Here is a 15,680-nt window from a genome sequence, read left to right on the forward strand (position 1 = left end):
ACCGTCACCAACGACGTGCTGTACAAGGAGGGCCTGGACCTTCTCGTCGTGCCCTCCGCCGAGCTCTCCCGCGGCCGCGGCGGCCCGCGCTGCATGAGCATGCCCTTCTGGCGCGAGGACCTCTAAGTCTTTCCGTTTCCGGTGCGGTCCCCCTACAACCGCACCGGCTTCGCCCGTTAAACGGGCAACACTGATACTTACGTAATTCATTTCTTCGAAAGGAATCGAACCATGGGTGTTAACCTCTCCGGCCGTAGCTTCCTCAAGCTTCTCGACCTCACCACCGAGGAGATCGAGTACCTGCTCAAGCTCTCCAAGAACTTCAAGGATATGAAGCGCGCTGGCGTTCCGCATCGCTATCTCGAGGGCAAGAACATCGTTCTGCTCTTCCAGAAGACCTCCACTCGTACCCGCTGCGCCTTCGAGGTCGGCGGCATGGACCTGGGCATGGGCGTGACCTATCTCGATCCCGGTTCGTCGCAGATGGGCAAGAAGGAGTCCATCGAGGACACCGCCCGCGTTCTCGGCCGCATGTATGACGGCATCGAGTTCCGTGGCTTTGCCCAGGACGACGTCGAGGAGCTCGCTGCTAAGTCCGGCGTGCCCGTGTGGAACGGCCTGACCACTGAGTGGCATCCCACCCAGATGCTCGCCGATATCCTGACCGTCCAGGAGAACTTCAACTACGACATCAAGGGCAAGACCCTCGTCTTCATGGGCGACTGCAAGAACAACGTCGCTCGCTCCCTCATGGTCGTCTGCTCCAAGCTCGGCATGAACTTCGTGGCCTGCGGCCCCGAGGAGTGCATGCCCGCCGACGACGTCATCGAGGCCTGCAAGCCCATCGCCGAGGCCAACGGTTGCACCATCAAGCTGACCACCGACGTCAAGGACGGCGTCACCGGTGCCGACGTTATCTACACCGACGTGTGGGTCTCCATGGGCGAGCCCGACGAGGTCTGGGCCGAGCGCATCGCTCAGCTCACCCCGTATCGTGTCACCTCCGAGGTCATGGCTATGGCCAACCCGGGTGCCATCTTCCTGCACTGCCTGCCCAGCTTCCACGACACCAACACCACCATTGGCGCCGAGAAGTGCGAGCAGTTCGGCATCACCGAGCAGGAGGTCACCGACGAGGTCTTCGAGAGCCCCGCTTCCAAGGTCTTCGACGAGGCCGAGAACCGCATGCACACCATCAAGGCTGTCATGTACGCCACGCTCAAGTAAGAGCATCTAGCATCTCGCTCGGGGTGTATTGCTGCACACCCCGAGCAGTTTTATCTGGTAATAATCTCGCATCAAGCGGCAGGCACGGCACGGAAGAGCCGCTTCTGGCGAGATCAGTAAATGATTTATGAAGGGGGGATGAGAACTATGACTGAGACCGCTAAGAAAAAGCGCGGTATGCCTTCATCGTTCACCATTCTTCTTGCTCTGCTGGCAATTGTCGCAGTGATTACCGTTATCGTCTCCGGCACGTCCGGCGGCGCGGTTACTGCCGCCCGTCTGAGCGATTTCTGCACCGCCCCGATTAAGGGCTTCGCTGACGCTCTGCCCGTCTGCCTCTTCGTTATGATCCTGGGCGGCTTCCTCGGCATGATGACCGAGACCGGCGCCCTGGACAACGGCATCGCCGTTCTGGTGCAGAAGCTTAAGGGCAACGAGATTATGCTCATTCCCGTGCTGATGCTCATCTTCTCCCTCGGTGGTACCACCTATGGTATGTGCGAGGAGACCGTTCCCTTCTACGCCCTGCTCGCCGCTACCATGATGGCCGCTGGCTTCGACCCCATGGTCGGTGCCGCTACCGTCCTGCTCGGCGCTGGCTGCGGCTGCCTGGGCTCCACGGTTAACCCGTTCGCCGTCGGCGCTGCCGTCGACGCTCTGACCGGCGTTGGCATTGAGGTCAACCAGTCCATCATCATCGGCCTCGGTGCCGTCCTGTGGATTGTCACTACCGCTATGTCCATCTTCTTCGTGATGAGCTACGCCAAGAAGGTCAAGGCTGACAAGGGTTCCACCATCCTGTCGATGCAGGAGCTCAAGGACGCCGAAGAGGCTCACGGCAAGGCTGCTTCCGAGGTCCACAAGGAGGTCAAGCTCACCGGTCGTCAGAAGGGTGTTCTGATCGCCTTCGCCTTCACCTTCGTCGTCATGATCGTCGGCTTCATTCCGCTGGCCGACCTCAACGAGGGCGTCGCCAACTTCTTCGACGCTGGCGCTGTCTACGACGCCGACGGTAACGCCGTCGTCCAGGGCTGGTCTGCCCTGATCACCGGCCTGCCCATTGGCCAGTGGTACTTCGACGAGGCTTCCACCTGGTTCTTCCTCATGGCCGTCCTGATCGGTATCATCGGTGGCCTGTCCGAGAAGCAGATCGTTAACACCTTTATCACCGGCGCTGCCGACATGATGTCCGTTGTTCTCGTCATCGCCCTCGCCCGTGGTATCTCCGTCCTCATGGCTAACACCGGCCTCGACGTCTTCGTCCTCGACGCTGCCGCCAATGCTCTGGCTGGCCTGTCCGGCGTGATCTTCGCTCCCATGAGCTTCCTGGTCTACTTCGGCCTGTCCTTCCTGATCCCCTCGACCTCCGGTATGGCTACCGTCTCCATGCCCATCATGGGACCGCTGGCTGTTAAGCTCGGCTTCTCGCCCGAGGTCATGGTCATGATCTTCTCTGCCGCCATCGGTGTCGTGAACCTGTTCACCCCGACCTCCGGCGCCATCATGGGCGGTCTCGCCCTGGCCAAGATCGAGTGGACGACCTGGCTCAAGTTTGCCCTTAAGCTCATTGTCGCTCTCTCCGTCGTCTGCGCCGTCATCCTGACCGTCGCCTGCGTGCTGATCTAAGTACCCAACGGGTACCCCACGGAAACCTTGACGATCCTGTAAAGGATCACCTGGTCATCGTCTGTCCGGTGGGGTCAACCCACCGGTAGACTCCTACCTTTAGCCCCCTCCCGTTCCGTGCGCGGGAGGGGGCGCTCTTGTGTTCCGGCGTTTTACCAAACGCCGGAACCACTCGACGCTGCAAGCCCGCCAGAGCGTCAATCTGACGTTCAATCGTCGGGCATGGCCAAAAGGCCTATGCCCTCCTCTTTCACGTCACTTTGCTCGCTCTGGTGGGCTTTCGCTCATATGACCCAATCCGCTGTCAAGAGCCACAATGGCCCCGCCGACCGCTTGCAATCGGTCGGCGGGGCCCGCCGTTGAACCCGTCCCGGTCCGCCCCCGGCATGCCGTCGACGCCTTCGGCTCAGTCTCATATCCGCGGATACCGTTCTGTCGGCCCGCACTCCTCTCCTTCGGCGGGGCTCCCCAAGTCTGACTACGCGCATGCGGCCGCTGCCGCGCGCCCAGCGAAAGCGGGGGTATCCCCGAAGGCTGCCCGGCTCGCCGGGACGGGGGCTATGTCTATTCGGTTGCCTCCCGGCACATCGCGCCGAGGGCCCACAGCCACCTCACGAGCTCGGCGGCGGTGGCGGCGTTCGCCTTCGCCTGGGGCATGCCCCTGGCGAGCATCTCCTCGCGGCGCCGGAGCAGGCGCTCGGAACCCTTCCTCCCGTGCATCCTTACCTCGAGCGGGACGCCGCTGCCCTTGGGCATCAGCTTCGGTTGGTGGCTCGCTTGGACGTAGCTCCAGGACCCCTCGACTGCCAACCTCCTGACGAGCGCGTTGCCGGCCCCGCTGATCCCGCCGAGGCGCACGGAGTCCGCGCTCGACCTCTGCTTCGGGGCGAGGCCGAAGTAGGACGTCACCTGCCTGCCGGAGCGGAACCTCGAGAAGTCGCCGACCTCGGACGCGAAGGCGGCGGCGAGCGCGAACCCGCACCCCTTGATCGACTGGAGCGCCTCGACCTCCGCCGAGAGGGGGCCCGCCGCGACGGCGGCCCTGTACTCGGCGAGGAGGTCGTCGCGCGTCTCGGCGGCCGCCTCGACCTCGTTCCTCAGCGCCGCAAGCGCCCGGATGCCGCCGTCGTCGGCGGGCCAAACCTTGTCGAGCCACCTGAGGAAGTCGTACGTCCAGTACCTCCGGGGGTTTCCGGCCGGCGTCGTGCCGCCGTAGGCGTAGCCACGGCGGGCCAGGAACGCCAGGAGCCGCTGCTTCGCCGCCGCGAGCCTCGCGGTCGCCGCGTCGTGGGCCCCGGCGAGGTCCCTGAGCCCCTCGATCTCGGGGGACGGCACCCATACCGGGGAGATATCGTGCGACAGTATCGCCTTGGCCATCCTGGCCGCGTCGTTGCGGTCGTTCTTGGACGAGAAGTCTGCCGCCGACCTCGGGACCTTGGAGACGGCCGCGACGACGCAGTCGACGCCGAGCCCGGAGAGCTCCCTCTGCGGGGCGAAGCCGAGGTAGCCGCTCTCGTAGGCGGCGAGCGACGGGCCGGGGAAGCCCGACATCCACTCCGCGACCTCGCCCCAGGGGTTGCCGCGGAACCTCCTCGTCACGGCCTCGCCCGTCTCCGCGTCGAGCGCGCAGACGGTGGTGGACCTGAGGTGTACGTCCATTCCGAAGGCGGTAGAATATCTAGGCACGGGAGCCTCCCAACCTCGTTGCGGCGCGGCTGCGCCTCTGGCACTTCAACAACATTGTCGCAGCCCCGACCCGCGGTCACGAGCGGGGGCTCCTGTCGTTTCCGTGCCCCTGGATTGGGTCATAGTGTCTGACTTTTGCTCCACCTGCGGCGCTGCCATTGTTGGTGCAGGGGGGGTAGCTTGCTCGCTCTGGTGCCCGTTCGCTGGCTTTGGCTCTGCCTGTGACGTTTTCATTGTTGGCGCTGAGTGCCTTGTTTCCCGTCCCAAATGATCTACCCTGGGTCCCCGGTGGTTGCGGTGGGCGTGTTTGGTTGGTGCCTGTTGATGGTCTGGGTATCGGGGAGGGCGGGCTCCGTTATAATCGCCTAGAACATTAAATGGAAACGGGACGGGAGCCATATATGCGCCAGGGTTTCGACAACGCGAAGTATATCGAGCTGCAGGCTGCTCACATTAAGGAGCGCATCTCGCAGTTTGGTGGCAAGCTCTATTTGGAGTTTGGCGGTAAGCTGTTCGATGACTATCATGCGAGCCGCGTGCTGCCGGGTTTTGAACCGGACAGCAAGTTCCGCATGCTCAAGAGTATCGCCGACGATGTCGAGGTTATCATCGCGATCAACGCGAACCACATCGAGAAAAACAAGGCTCGTGGTGACCTCGGCATTACTTATGACGAGGATGTGCTGCGCCTGGTTGACCTGTTTCGCGGCAACGGCTTTGCTGTCGCGGCTGTGGTCATCACCCAGTACGCCGGCCAGCCCGCTGCCGATGTGTTCCGCAACCGCCTGAACGCGCTCGGTATTCCCGCCAAGCTGCACTATCCCATCGAGGGGTATCCGCACGATGTCGATCTGATCGTGTCCGACGATGGCTACGGCAAGAACGAGTTTGTCGAGACCACCCGACCGCTCGTCGTGGTCACTGCCCCCGGTCCTGGCTCGGGCAAGCTTGCCACCTGCCTGTCTCAGCTCTATCACGAGCACAAGCATGGCACGGCCGCCGGCTATGCCAAGTTCGAGACCTTCCCTGTCTGGAATCTTCCCCTGACGCATCCGGTCAATATTGCCTACGAGGCCGCCACGGCTGACCTCGACGACGCCAATATCATCGATTCGTTCCACCTTGAGGCCTACAACAAGACCACGGTCAACTACAACCGCGACGTCGAGGCCTTCCCGGTGGTCCGTGCCCTGATGGAAAAGATCCTGGGCAAGAGCCCCTACCAGAGCCCTACGGACATGGGCGTCAATATGGTCGGCTTTGCCATCACCGATGACGATGCCTGCCGCGACGCTTCCAAGATGGAGATCGTCCGCCGCTACTTTACCGCGGTCGAAAATGTGCGCCGTACCGGCGTGGGCGATGAGCAAGTCGACCGTCTCAAGATTATTATGAAGAAAGCCGGCATCGATAAGAACTACTCACCGGCGCGCTCGGCGGCCCTCACCAGGGAGCAGCTGACGGGTGGTCCCGTGGGTGCCATGGTCATGCCCGATGGCTCCGTGGTGACCGGCAAGACTTCCACGCGCCTGGGCGCCGCGAGCTCGCTCATCATGAATGCACTTAAGCATGTCTCGGGCGTCGACCTTGAGCTCGAGGTCATTAGCGATGAAGCGATCGAGCCCATCAGCAAGCTCAAGACGCATTTCCTGGGCAGCAAAAACCCGCGCCTCCACACCGACGAGACGCTTATGGCGCTGTCGATCACCTCGGCCACGAGTGAGACGGCCGCTCGCGTCCTTTCGGGCCTGGAGCAGCTGCGCGGTTGCGATGCCTTCTTTAGCGTGATTATCTCGCCGACGGACGAGACGGTACTGCGCAAACTGGGTATCAACGTGTGCTGCGAGCCCAAGTTTGAGCGCCGCGGTTTCTTCCATCGCTAAGTTTGAAGCACCGCGGTAATTGCATTGCATTTTGGCCGTATCGGGTTAGCGCCCGGTACGGCTTTTTGATCAATAAAGCGCCTATTTCGGCGAAAAATAGCTGTTTACCTGCCTAGAAACAATTTGAGCGGTATACAATAACCGTAACTGTTTCATCCTTAGCGGGATGCCGCATGATGGATATTACCTGCCATCGTGAGGTGTGTCGGTCGCGCACGGCGCGTTAGATGCTCGTGCTCGGTTTGAGGAGGCTGCTATGGCGGGCAAGGGTCGTGCGAGTGTCAACGATATGAAGCGTGTCGAGGTGCTGGTGTTGATGGAGATCGACCAGCAAACCGAAGACAATGGCGGGCCGTATGGTTTCTCGCGCAAAACGCTTGCCGAGCGCGTGGGGGTTTCGCCGTATCGTGCCCGCGCCGCAATCGATCGCTTGGATTCCGAAGGCATGATTGATGTCGTCTCGCGTTATAGCGACGACGGCGGTCAGCTTGCAAATGGCATTTGCCTCACCGAACGTGGCGAGTGGTATCTTGAGGGCGTCCGTACCGGCATGCTCGTTCAAGAAATGCTTGAGGACGAGGTTGCTGATCGATAGCAGCATGTAACCCTTGCCATAGCGACGCCGCCTGGGAAACCGGGCGGCGTTTTGTTTCAAGATTGAGAAATGCAATCTCACGCGAGAAAAATTGCGAACGGTCCGCGGCGAGAGTATTACAATGAAGACCCGTAAGATGTGGATAAACAACTTCTACGGGAAGCGCAGGTAACTCAATATGACCAAGCACGTGTTCGTAACCGGTGGCGTGGTTTCGTCTCTGGGCAAGGGTATCACCGCGGCCTCGCTGGGCCGTCTGCTCAAGTCGCGTGGCTACAAAGTAACGATGCAGAAGGCCGATCCGTATCTGAACGTCGACCCCGGTACCATGAGCCCCTTCCAGCATGGTGAGGTCTTCGTTACCGAGGATGGTTACGAGTCCGACCTGGACCTGGGTCATTACGAGCGTTTTATTGATGAGAACCTGACCCGCGATTCCAACTTTACGACCGGCGCCATCTATAAGAGCTTGATCGCCCGCGAGCGTCGCGGCGACTTTTTGGGCGGTACCGTGCAGGTGATTCCTCACGTCACCAATGCCATTAAGGACAAGTTCCGCCGCATCGAGGAGCAGACCGGCTCCGATGTAGTCATCACCGAGCTGGGCGGCACGATCGGCGACATCGAGTCCCAACCGTTTGTCGAGGCCATCCGTCAGTACCGCAAGGAGGCCGGCCCCGAGAACGTCTGCTACATCCACGTGTCGCTCGTTCCCTATATCGCCGCCGCCCACGAGGTCAAGACCAAGCCCACGCAGCATTCCGTCAAGGAGCTCCGCAGCTTTGGCATCCAGCCCGATATCATCGTGCTGCGCTCCGACCACCATATCGATGACGCTATCCGCGGAAAGATCGCAAGCTTCTGCGACGTCGACACCGATTGTGTCTTTACCAACGAGGACTGCGCGAGCATTTACGATGTTCCGCAGCTGCTTGCCGAGCAGGACTTTGACCTGCGCATTTGCGAGCGCCTGGGTCTGGACCCGCGTGAGCGCGACATGAGCGAGTGGAACGAGTTCCTGCGCAAACAGAATCACGCCAACCATCACGCCGACAAGGTGAAGATCGCTGTCGTGGGCAAGTACACGCAGCTGCCCGATGCGTACCTGTCGGTTATCGAGGCCCTGCACCATGCGGGCGTCTTCTACGATCGCCATGTGGACGTCCAGCTGGTCGACGGCGAGAGCCTCGACGAGCAGAATGTCTCCGAGGTTCTGGGCGACGCCTCGGGCATCCTGGTCCCCGGCGGCTTTGGCAAGCGCGCCCTGGAGGGCAAGATCCTCGCGGCCGAGTTTGCCCGTGAGCACAAGATTCCGTATCTGGGCATTTGCCTGGGTATGCAGGTGGCCGTGTGCGAGTTCGCCCGCAACGTCGTCGGCCTTGCCGGCGCCAGCTCCTCCGAGTTCGATCCGGACGGCCCGTTTAGCGTCATCGATCTGATGAGCTCGCAGGAGGACGTGACCGAGAAGGGCGGCACCATGCGCCTGGGCGCCTATCCGTGTAAGCTCGCCGCCGATACCCTTGCTCGCGAGGCATATGGCGAGGAGCTCGTCTACGAGCGTCACCGTCATCGCTTTGAGTTCAACAACGCCTTCCGTGACCAGCTCGAGGACGCCGGCTTGGTTATCTCGGGTCTGTCGCCCGACGAGCGCCTGGTCGAGATGGTCGAGCTGCCGCGCGACGTGCATCCGTGGTATGTGGCAACCCAGGCTCATCCCGAGTTCAAGAGCCGCCCGACCAACCCGCAGCCGCTGTTCCGCGAGTTCGTGCGCGCTTCGATCGGCCAGCACGAGGGTGTCGACCGTCTGCAGGTGACGCCCATGAACCTCGCTACGGACTAAGGGTGCCGGCGAATAAGGAACATACCGAAGCTACTCCCTCGTCGCTCGCCGTGGCGGCGGGGGAGTATCTCGATTACCTCGCGGTCGAGCGGGGTTTGGCGCGCAACACGATTGCGGCCTATCGTCGTGACCTGACGACGTACTGCGCCTATCTGGAGCGGGCGGGTATTGTGTCTTTTGAAGAGGTGACCCGTCAGGTCGTGGAGGGCTTTGTCGCCGACCGTCGCGATGGGGGCTATTCGGATGCCTCGGTGGAGCGTGCGCTTGCGGCCGTGAAGGGCCTGCATGCCTTTTTGGTGCGCGATGGGGCTGTGGCCCAAAATCCAACGGCGGCGTTGCGCCTGCCTAAAAAGGCTGAGCGTTTGCCGGAGTATCTATCGGTGGAGGATGTCTCGGCGCTGCTCGATCAAGACTTCCCCGAGGGCGAGATGGGCTTGCGCGACCATGCCATCTTGGAAGTGCTCTACGGATGCGGTTTGCGTGTGAGCGAGTTGGTGGGGCTCGATGTGGGCGATATCCATATCGACGATGGCTTTGTGCTCGTTCGTGGTAAGGGCTCGAAGGAACGCCTGTCCCCGCTGGTAGGAAGCGCGGCGCGAGCTCTGACGCTTTATGTAACTGAGGGGCGTTCTCGCTTGGCGGCCCATGCCCGCGGAACCGAGACCTCGGCGGTCTTTTTAAATAAGAACGGCCGCCGTCTGTCGCGCCAGGGCATCCATGCCATCTGTGAGCGCTACGGGCGCCAGGTGGGACTGGTGGGGCTCCATCCCCATACGCTGCGTCACTCCTTTGCCACCCATATGCTTGCGGGCGGCGCAGACCTCCGTGTGCTACAGGAGATCTTGGGACATGCCGATATATCGACCACGCAGGTCTACACGCATGTCGATCGTACGCAACTGACCGAGGTCTATCTGGCGGCGCATCCGCTGGCACATCGCTAGCACCTCGCTGACCTGCATATTTATAAATATTAAAGGGGACGGGCCCCAGATTGCCGAGACGCACTTTTGCGCGCATGGGCAATCTGGGGCCCGTCCCATTTTTCGCCAGACACCGACGCGGTGGTGGGCCGTGTGTGTCGTGGGTGGGGGAGTTTGGGGGCGATGTGAACGGCATGTAAGGGGACGTAAAAATCGCCTCAAGGTCAACTTGAAGGTTGAGGTTGAACGGCGGGGTGCCACAGGTGGCATCCCGCCGTTGCTGTAAACACAACATATTGTGTTTTCGAACATATGCTTGGGGTGTTTTGCGATATATGGTGGGTGGAGTGGTGGGGCGGGGTGGGGGAAGGGGTGGGGAAAGGTGTTGAAAAATGGGGCGGTTCCCCATATTATTAATGACGTCGACAGGCGGGGTGGTTCCCCGCGTACGTGCCATCTGAGTAACCGAGGGGAGGGCGCACATGGGAATGACTGGTGCATACGAGCGCAATCTCGATGCAAAAGGTCGTCTGTCCCTGCCTGCACCCCTTCGCGAGGAGCTTGGAGAGCACGTTCGCGTGTTCAAAGCCCTGGATGTCGATGCTCTGTACGTGTTCTCTGCCGAGGCCTTCGATAAGTGGGTCGAAGGACTCTTCGCGGGTCGTGAGGGCCACGAGGGTTTTAACCCGCGTGACATTAATGACCAGAAGCTCATGAGGGCGATCAACAAGCGCACCACGTCGATGGACGTGGACAGCGCCGGTCGTATCGGTCTTTCCGAGTCTCTCCGCAAGCAGGCGAACCTCGACCGCGAGGTCACGGTTGTGGGCAACTACGACCACCTTGAGGTTTGGGATCGCGCCGCGGCCGATGAGGACGATGACGATGAGGCCCTGCTGGACCTCTTCTTCTCGTAAGGGCAAGGCACGGGTAACGGATGGAGCGTGGGATCTTGACACAAGAATATCGGCATGAACCTGTCATGCTCGGCGAAGTGCTTGAGTCGCTGCGGCTAAAGAGCGGCTCCGTTGTCTGCGATTGCACCCTTGGCGGTGCCGGCCATTCGGTAAAGATGGCCGCGCAGGTGGGGGAGACGGGCCTTTTGCTCGGCGTCGATCAGGACGACATGGCCCTCGAGGCCGCTGGCGCCCGTCTGGACCGCGAGGTTCCCGGCGTTCCGCACCGGCTGCTGAAGGGCAACTTCGGCGACTTGGACGAGCTGCTTTGCTCGGCCGAGGTGCCCGGGGTCGATGGCTTCCTGTTCGATTTGGGCGTTTCGTCACCGCAACTCGATATCCCTGGCAGGGGCTTTTCGTATAACGAGGACGCCCCATTGGACATGCGGATGGATCCGGGCAATAACACCTTAAACGCAGCTGAGGTCATCAACACCTATAACGAACACGACCTCGCCCGGATTCTACGCGTCTACGGCGAAGAGAAGTTCGCCTCGCAGATCGCGCGCGAGATCGTGCGCCGCCGCGAGCAAGAACCGATCGAAACCACCGGCCAATTTGTCGAGATCATCAAGGCGGGTATCCCGGCTGCCGCTCGTCGGCATGGCGGACACCCGGCCAAGAAAAGTTTCCAGGCCATTCGCATCGAGGTCAATCACGAGCTCGATGTGCTCGAACGAGGGCTTGATGCCGCCACCAGGTGGCTCAACCCGGGCGGACGTATCTGCGTCATCTCGTATCACTCGCTCGAGGACCGTATCGTAAAGAACCACTTTAAGGAGATGAGCCAGGGGTGCACGTGTCCGCCGGAGATTCCGGTGTGCGTGTGCGGCAACGTGCCGATACTCAAGGTCATCACCCGCAAACCCTTGGTTGCCCAGCCTGATGAGGTTGAGCGCAACCCTCGGGCGAGATCAGCCAAAATCCGCGTGGCGCAGCGTCTGTAGGCGCGACCGCGCGATATTGGACCTCCCGCTCGCACCATAAACGAAGCTTAAACACACTACCAACGTACTCGGGATGGGAGGCGGCATATCATGGGCTACAACACTTCAAGCGCAGCACTCGCCTATGATATGAACGCCATGCCCGCCTATCGTGAGACGCCGCAGGCCCCCGTTGCTCCCCGTGAGCAGCGCGCGCCGCGCTTTGATGTCTACACGGGCGCGGGCCGTCAGGCAAACCAGGCGGTAAGCCCGGTTTTCATGAGCGTTCTTAAAACGTTTTGCATCATTGCGGCTATCTTCATGACGATCGGCGTCGCCCGCGTGGCGCTCGCCGGCGTTACGGCCCAGGTGCTCAACAGCAACGCCGAGCTTACCAGCACGCTCGAAAAGGCGACCGATGAGAGCTCCGACCTGGAGGTCATGCATTCGGTCTATGGCGCCGACACGCGCATTCGCGACCTTGCGGGCGCTTATGGCATGGTGGAGCCCAGCGAGAGCGTTACACTTGACTTTTCGCAGGATGCAGCCGCGGGCGCCAACGCGACCGCGACCGCTCAGTAGCAAGACGGTAGCTGAGTATGACAAATGACTATCGCCGCGGTTCCGATGGGGGCCGCGGTTCTGGACGTCCCTCGTCGCGGGGACGTTCTGGTTATCAAGGAACGGGTCGGCAATCTTACAACGCCGGGCAGTCCCGTGGCAACGACCCGGCGTCGCGACTTCGCGGCTCGGGCGGCCCTCAAGTGCATAACACCAGGTCGCGCAAGAGTTCGTCGACCGAATGGCTCACAGGCGCACCTCTGCCTCGCCGCAAAGCCGTCATGGGCTTCATCGGGCTTGGCTTGGGCTTGGGCGTCTTTCGCCTTGCCGACTATCAAATTGTCGAAGCCGATAAACTGCGCGAGCGTGCCGATGCGCGCCGCCTGCTTGCGCAGACCCTCTATGCCAAACGCGGCACCATCTACGACCGCAACGGCAACGTGTTGGCGTCGTCGGTCGAATGTCGCAACATCGCCGTGAACCCGCAGCTTGTCGAGGATGTTGACAAGACGGTGTCGGCGCTGGTCAAGGCAACTGGAATCGATAAAAAGACCTGCCGCAAGCTCGTTGAGTCCGATGGAACCTGGGTGTATATCAAGCGCCAGGTGGACGAAGACGATGTTGCGGCGCTGGAGAAGAAGAACCTGCCCGGCGTGCTTTTTGAGCAGGCCATGAAGCGCGTATATCCATACGGCAATCTGGCATCGCAGGTGCTGGGTGTAGTGAATGTAGACAACGACGGCTTGACGGGTCTCGAAAAGCAATACAACAAGCTTCTGACCGGCACGAACGGTTCTCTCGTACGCGAGCGCGCGAGGGACGGCAGCTATATCGCGGGCGGTGCCTATAAAAAGGTGGCTGCGGTCGACGGCGTTGATATCGTGACGACGCTCGACGTCAATATCCAGCGTGCGGCCGAGGATGCCCTGGCAGAGGCAGTTGAGAAGACTAAGGCCAAGAACGGCTCGGCGCTGGTCACCGATCCTACGACAGGCGAGATTTTGGCAGCCTGCTCGTACCCGACCTACGACCAGACCGATCTGGAGAATGCCAAGACCGAGGATATGAATCTGCGCCTGGTCACCGACGCCTACGAGCCCGGCTCGGTTTTTAAGACGCTCGTGGCGGGCGCCGGCTTCGACTTGGGCGTCGTGCGATCGAGTACGTCGTTTGAGGTGCCGGCGAGCATCAAGGTGGGCGACGATACCGTCACCGATGCCGACAAGCGCGACTACGCCATGACCATGGATGTGCGCGAGATGATGCGCCGTTCGTCCAACGTGGGCTTTGTCCTGGTGGGGCGCAAGATCGGTGCCGACGACTTTGCCGCCTATGTGGACAAGTGGGGCATCGGTCATAGCTCCGGTGTAGATTTTCCGGGCGAGAGCCTGGGTATCGTCAAGGAGCGTGACCAGTATGACGGCGCCACGCTGGGCTCGATGAGCTTTGGACAGGCATTGTCCGTCTCGCCGATTGAGATCGCACGTGCCGTGGGCGGTATCGCCAACGGCGGCGTGATGATGACCCCGCACTTCTATAAGTCCAGCAAGGGCGACGAGAAGGACTGGGGCGAAGGCGAGCGTGCGATTTCTGAGGATGCCGCATCCCAGGTGACATCGTGCATGCAGACGGTCGTGTCCGAGGGAACGGGCGTTGGCGGCGCGGTTGACGGCTATGACGTGGCGGGTAAGACCGGTACGGCCGAACGTGCCGACGAGAACGGCGGCTACCTCAAGGAGAACTACATGTCGTCCTTTATGGGCTTTGCACCGGCACAATCGCCCAAGGTGCTGTGCTATATCACGCTCGACGGAACGCCGAGCGGCTCAGATGCCGCTGCGGTGCCGTTCCAGTCCATTATGGCCAACGCGCTCGACGTGCTGGGTATCCCGCACACGAAGTAGGGGGTTACAATCTTTGGGGCGTTGTTTGTTGTCCCATATGAGGGTGTTCACATGCCCTGCACCACGCATGTGCGGCGCTGGGATACAATACGCCGATAGCATTATTAGGTTTACAGGGGAGCTGCAATGATAGAGATCGCCGTCAACAACCTCGCGGCCGCAACAGGGGCCCGAACCGTGACGGGAGAAGCCGATCGGGTATGCCGCGGGTGCGTTATCGACTCGCGCCAGGTCGAGGAAGGGACGATTTTCGTCGCCTTTCCCGGTGAAAACGTCGACGGCAATGATTTTGCTTCCCGTGCCGTCCAGTCGGGTGCCGGCGCCGTCGTGATGACGCGTGAGCCCGAGGCCGAGCTGGTCTCGCTGGCGCAGGACAAAGGATGCGCCATCCTGCTGACCGATGATCCCGAGGAGTTTCTGCTGCGTTTGGCGCACGCGTATCGCCTGGAGCTTGGCTGCCTGGTCGTTGGCATTACCGGTTCCATCGGCAAGACGACGACCAAGGACGTGCTCGCCGCTGTGCTCGCCAAGCGCTATCGTGTCTGGGCCACCAAGGGCAATTTCAATAACCTGATCGGCATGCCGCTCACGGTGCTTTCCGCTCCGGCCGATACCGAGGTCCTGGTGCTCGAGATGGGCATGAACCATTTCCACGAGATTGAGCGCCTGTCCCAGTCCGCCAATCCCAACCTTGCCATCGTGAGCAAGATTGGTACCTCTCACATCGGCATTTTGGGCAGCCGCGAGAACATCGCCCGCGCTAAGGCCGAGATTGTCCAGGGTATGTGCGCCGCCGGCGACTTCTTGCCGCTGCTGGTTTTGGGCGGCGAGGACGACTTTACACCGTTCATTCGCGATACGTTCGCCCAGCCTGCTGGTATCGACGTGATGCTGGCCGGCGTCTCGGACGATGATGAGGTCCGCGCCCGCGACATTCGTGTTGATGACGAAGGCCGTCCGGTCTTTACGCTCGATTTTGGCCAGGGTGAGACGATCGATACCATGCTTGCCATCCCCGGCGTGCAGTCCGTCCCAAATGCCGTTAAGGCCGCCGCAGTTGCCTATCGCCTGGGCGTGACGCCCGAGCAGATCGATGCTGCCTTTAGAGGCCTCACGATCACCGGTCACCGCCAGGAGATCAAGCGCGCCAAGAGCGGCGCCCGCGTCATCGACGATTCCTATAACGCCAGTGCCGAATCCATGGCTGCTGGCCTCGATCTGCTGTGCTCGCTTTCGTGCACGGGGTCTCGTATGGCGATCCTGGGCGAGATGGGCGAGATGGGCGATGAGGCTCCTCGCATGCATGAGCTCGTGGGCGCCTATGCCGCCGCCAAGAAGCTCGACATGCTGGCGTGCGTGGGTGGTGAGCTGGCCCAGCTTATGGCCGATGCCGCGCGCATGATGGGCATGGACGAGGACCGCATCCAGGTGTTCTCCGATTATCAGCAGGTGCTCGACCGCATGGGCGGCGCGCTTGAAAAACATGATGTTGTACTGGTCAAGGGTTCCCGCTTTGTTGAGCTCGACCGCTTTGTGGAAGGTGTGTGCTAGCC

Annotated in this window: 13 protein-coding genes; 12 read left to right on the forward strand and 1 reads right to left on the reverse strand. The window is 61.3% G+C overall.

The genetic code is table 11. The features are described 5' to 3' along the window. From AAAX77_RS03630 to AAAX77_RS03640, 3 genes are all read left to right on the forward strand, one after another. Window positions 1–126: arginine deiminase family protein (locus AAAX77_RS03630; RefSeq protein WP_229770747.1), on the forward strand; the 126-nt coding region annotated here is incomplete at its 5' end. 105 nt (window positions 127–231) lie between these two features. Then, a complete protein-coding gene (argF, locus tag AAAX77_RS03635) occupies window positions 232–1,227 on the forward strand; it encodes an ornithine carbamoyltransferase (RefSeq protein WP_006234279.1) in 996 nt (331 codons plus the stop codon). A 147-nt stretch (window positions 1,228–1,374) separates the two neighbouring features. Then, on the forward strand, window positions 1,375–2,853 hold the full coding sequence (locus AAAX77_RS03640; RefSeq protein ID WP_195544182.1) for a YfcC family protein: 1,479 nt from the start codon (window positions 1,375–1,377) through the stop codon (window positions 2,851–2,853). A 564-nt stretch (window positions 2,854–3,417) separates the two neighbouring features. On the opposite strand, the gene AAAX77_RS03645 is transcribed toward AAAX77_RS03640, so the two are convergent. Then, entirely contained in the window at window positions 3,418–4,539 is a 1,122-nt protein-coding gene (locus tag AAAX77_RS03645; RefSeq protein WP_349104815.1) for an IS110 family transposase, read from the reverse strand. A 401-nt stretch (window positions 4,540–4,940) separates the two neighbouring features. On the opposite strand from AAAX77_RS03645, the gene AAAX77_RS03650 reads away from it, so the two are divergent. The 9 genes from AAAX77_RS03650 to murF all read left to right on the forward strand — a co-directional run bounded on the left by AAAX77_RS03650 (window position 4,941) and on the right by murF (window position 15,678). Beyond that, window positions 4,941–6,422, forward strand: coding sequence for a DUF1846 domain-containing protein (locus AAAX77_RS03650; RefSeq protein WP_006234276.1), 1,482 nt, complete (start codon window positions 4,941–4,943; stop codon window positions 6,420–6,422). A gap of 256 nt (window positions 6,423–6,678) precedes the next feature. Next, window positions 6,679–7,017, forward strand: a complete 339-nt coding sequence (locus AAAX77_RS03655; RefSeq protein WP_040358312.1) for a hypothetical protein — start codon at window positions 6,679–6,681, stop codon at window positions 7,015–7,017. 178 nt (window positions 7,018–7,195) lie between these two features. Further along, window positions 7,196–8,857: a CTP synthase gene (locus AAAX77_RS03660; RefSeq protein ID WP_055286060.1), complete on the forward strand. Its 1,662-nt coding sequence runs from the start codon at window positions 7,196–7,198 to the stop codon at window positions 8,855–8,857. Window positions 8,858–8,859: 2 nt separating this feature from the next. Continuing rightward, a complete protein-coding gene (gene xerD, locus AAAX77_RS03665; RefSeq protein WP_171025140.1) occupies window positions 8,860–9,801 on the forward strand; it encodes a site-specific tyrosine recombinase XerD in 942 nt (313 codons plus the stop codon). Window positions 9,802–10,262: 461 nt separating this feature from the next. Next, the gene (locus AAAX77_RS03670; RefSeq protein ID WP_006234269.1) at window positions 10,263–10,697 is read left to right on the forward strand and encodes a division/cell wall cluster transcriptional repressor MraZ; all 435 of its coding nucleotides are present in this window, start codon (window positions 10,263–10,265) and stop codon (window positions 10,695–10,697) included. A 20-nt stretch (window positions 10,698–10,717) separates the two neighbouring features. Then, on the forward strand, window positions 10,718–11,683 hold the full coding sequence (rsmH, locus tag AAAX77_RS03675; protein ID WP_082421863.1) for a 16S rRNA (cytosine(1402)-N(4))-methyltransferase RsmH: 966 nt from the start codon (window positions 10,718–10,720) through the stop codon (window positions 11,681–11,683). 90 nt (window positions 11,684–11,773) lie between these two features. Beyond that, window positions 11,774–12,244: a hypothetical protein gene (locus AAAX77_RS03680; RefSeq protein ID WP_055309808.1), complete on the forward strand. Its 471-nt coding sequence runs from the start codon at window positions 11,774–11,776 to the stop codon at window positions 12,242–12,244. A 182-nt stretch (window positions 12,245–12,426) separates the two neighbouring features. After that, window positions 12,427–14,127, forward strand: coding sequence for a penicillin-binding protein 2 (locus AAAX77_RS03685; protein WP_306421710.1), 1,701 nt, complete (start codon window positions 12,427–12,429; stop codon window positions 14,125–14,127). 126 nt (window positions 14,128–14,253) lie between these two features. Next, on the forward strand, window positions 14,254–15,678 hold the full coding sequence (gene murF / locus AAAX77_RS03690; RefSeq protein WP_195245715.1) for a UDP-N-acetylmuramoyl-tripeptide--D-alanyl-D-alanine ligase: 1,425 nt from the start codon (window positions 14,254–14,256) through the stop codon (window positions 15,676–15,678). The last annotated feature ends 2 nt before the right edge of the window (window positions 15,679–15,680 follow it).

This window comes from Collinsella sp. CLA-ER-H6 (genome assembly GCF_040092305.1).
Taxonomy (GTDB): Bacteria; Actinomycetota; Coriobacteriia; order Coriobacteriales; family Coriobacteriaceae; genus Collinsella.

Bases quoted from the DNA above. Each gene is read 5' to 3' on its own strand.
- argF (WP_006234279.1), top strand. From the start codon at position 232: ATGGGTGTTAACCTCTCCGGCCGTAGCTTCCTCAAGCTTCTCGACCTC.
- AAAX77_RS03640 (WP_195544182.1), top strand. From the start codon at position 1,375: ATGACTGAGACCGCTAAGAAAAAGCGCGGTATGCCTTCATCGTTCACC.
- AAAX77_RS03650 (WP_006234276.1), top strand. From the start codon at position 4,941: ATGCGCCAGGGTTTCGACAACGCGAAGTATATCGAGCTGCAGGCTGCT.
- AAAX77_RS03655 (WP_040358312.1), top strand. From the start codon at position 6,679: ATGGCGGGCAAGGGTCGTGCGAGTGTCAACGATATGAAGCGTGTCGAG.
- AAAX77_RS03660 (WP_055286060.1), top strand. From the start codon at position 7,196: ATGACCAAGCACGTGTTCGTAACCGGTGGCGTGGTTTCGTCTCTGGGC.
- AAAX77_RS03670 (WP_006234269.1), top strand. From the start codon at position 10,263: ATGGGAATGACTGGTGCATACGAGCGCAATCTCGATGCAAAAGGTCGT.
- rsmH (WP_082421863.1), top strand. From the start codon at position 10,718: ATGGAGCGTGGGATCTTGACACAAGAATATCGGCATGAACCTGTCATG.
- AAAX77_RS03680 (WP_055309808.1), top strand. From the start codon at position 11,774: ATGGGCTACAACACTTCAAGCGCAGCACTCGCCTATGATATGAACGCC.
- murF (WP_195245715.1), top strand. From the start codon at position 14,254: ATGATAGAGATCGCCGTCAACAACCTCGCGGCCGCAACAGGGGCCCGA.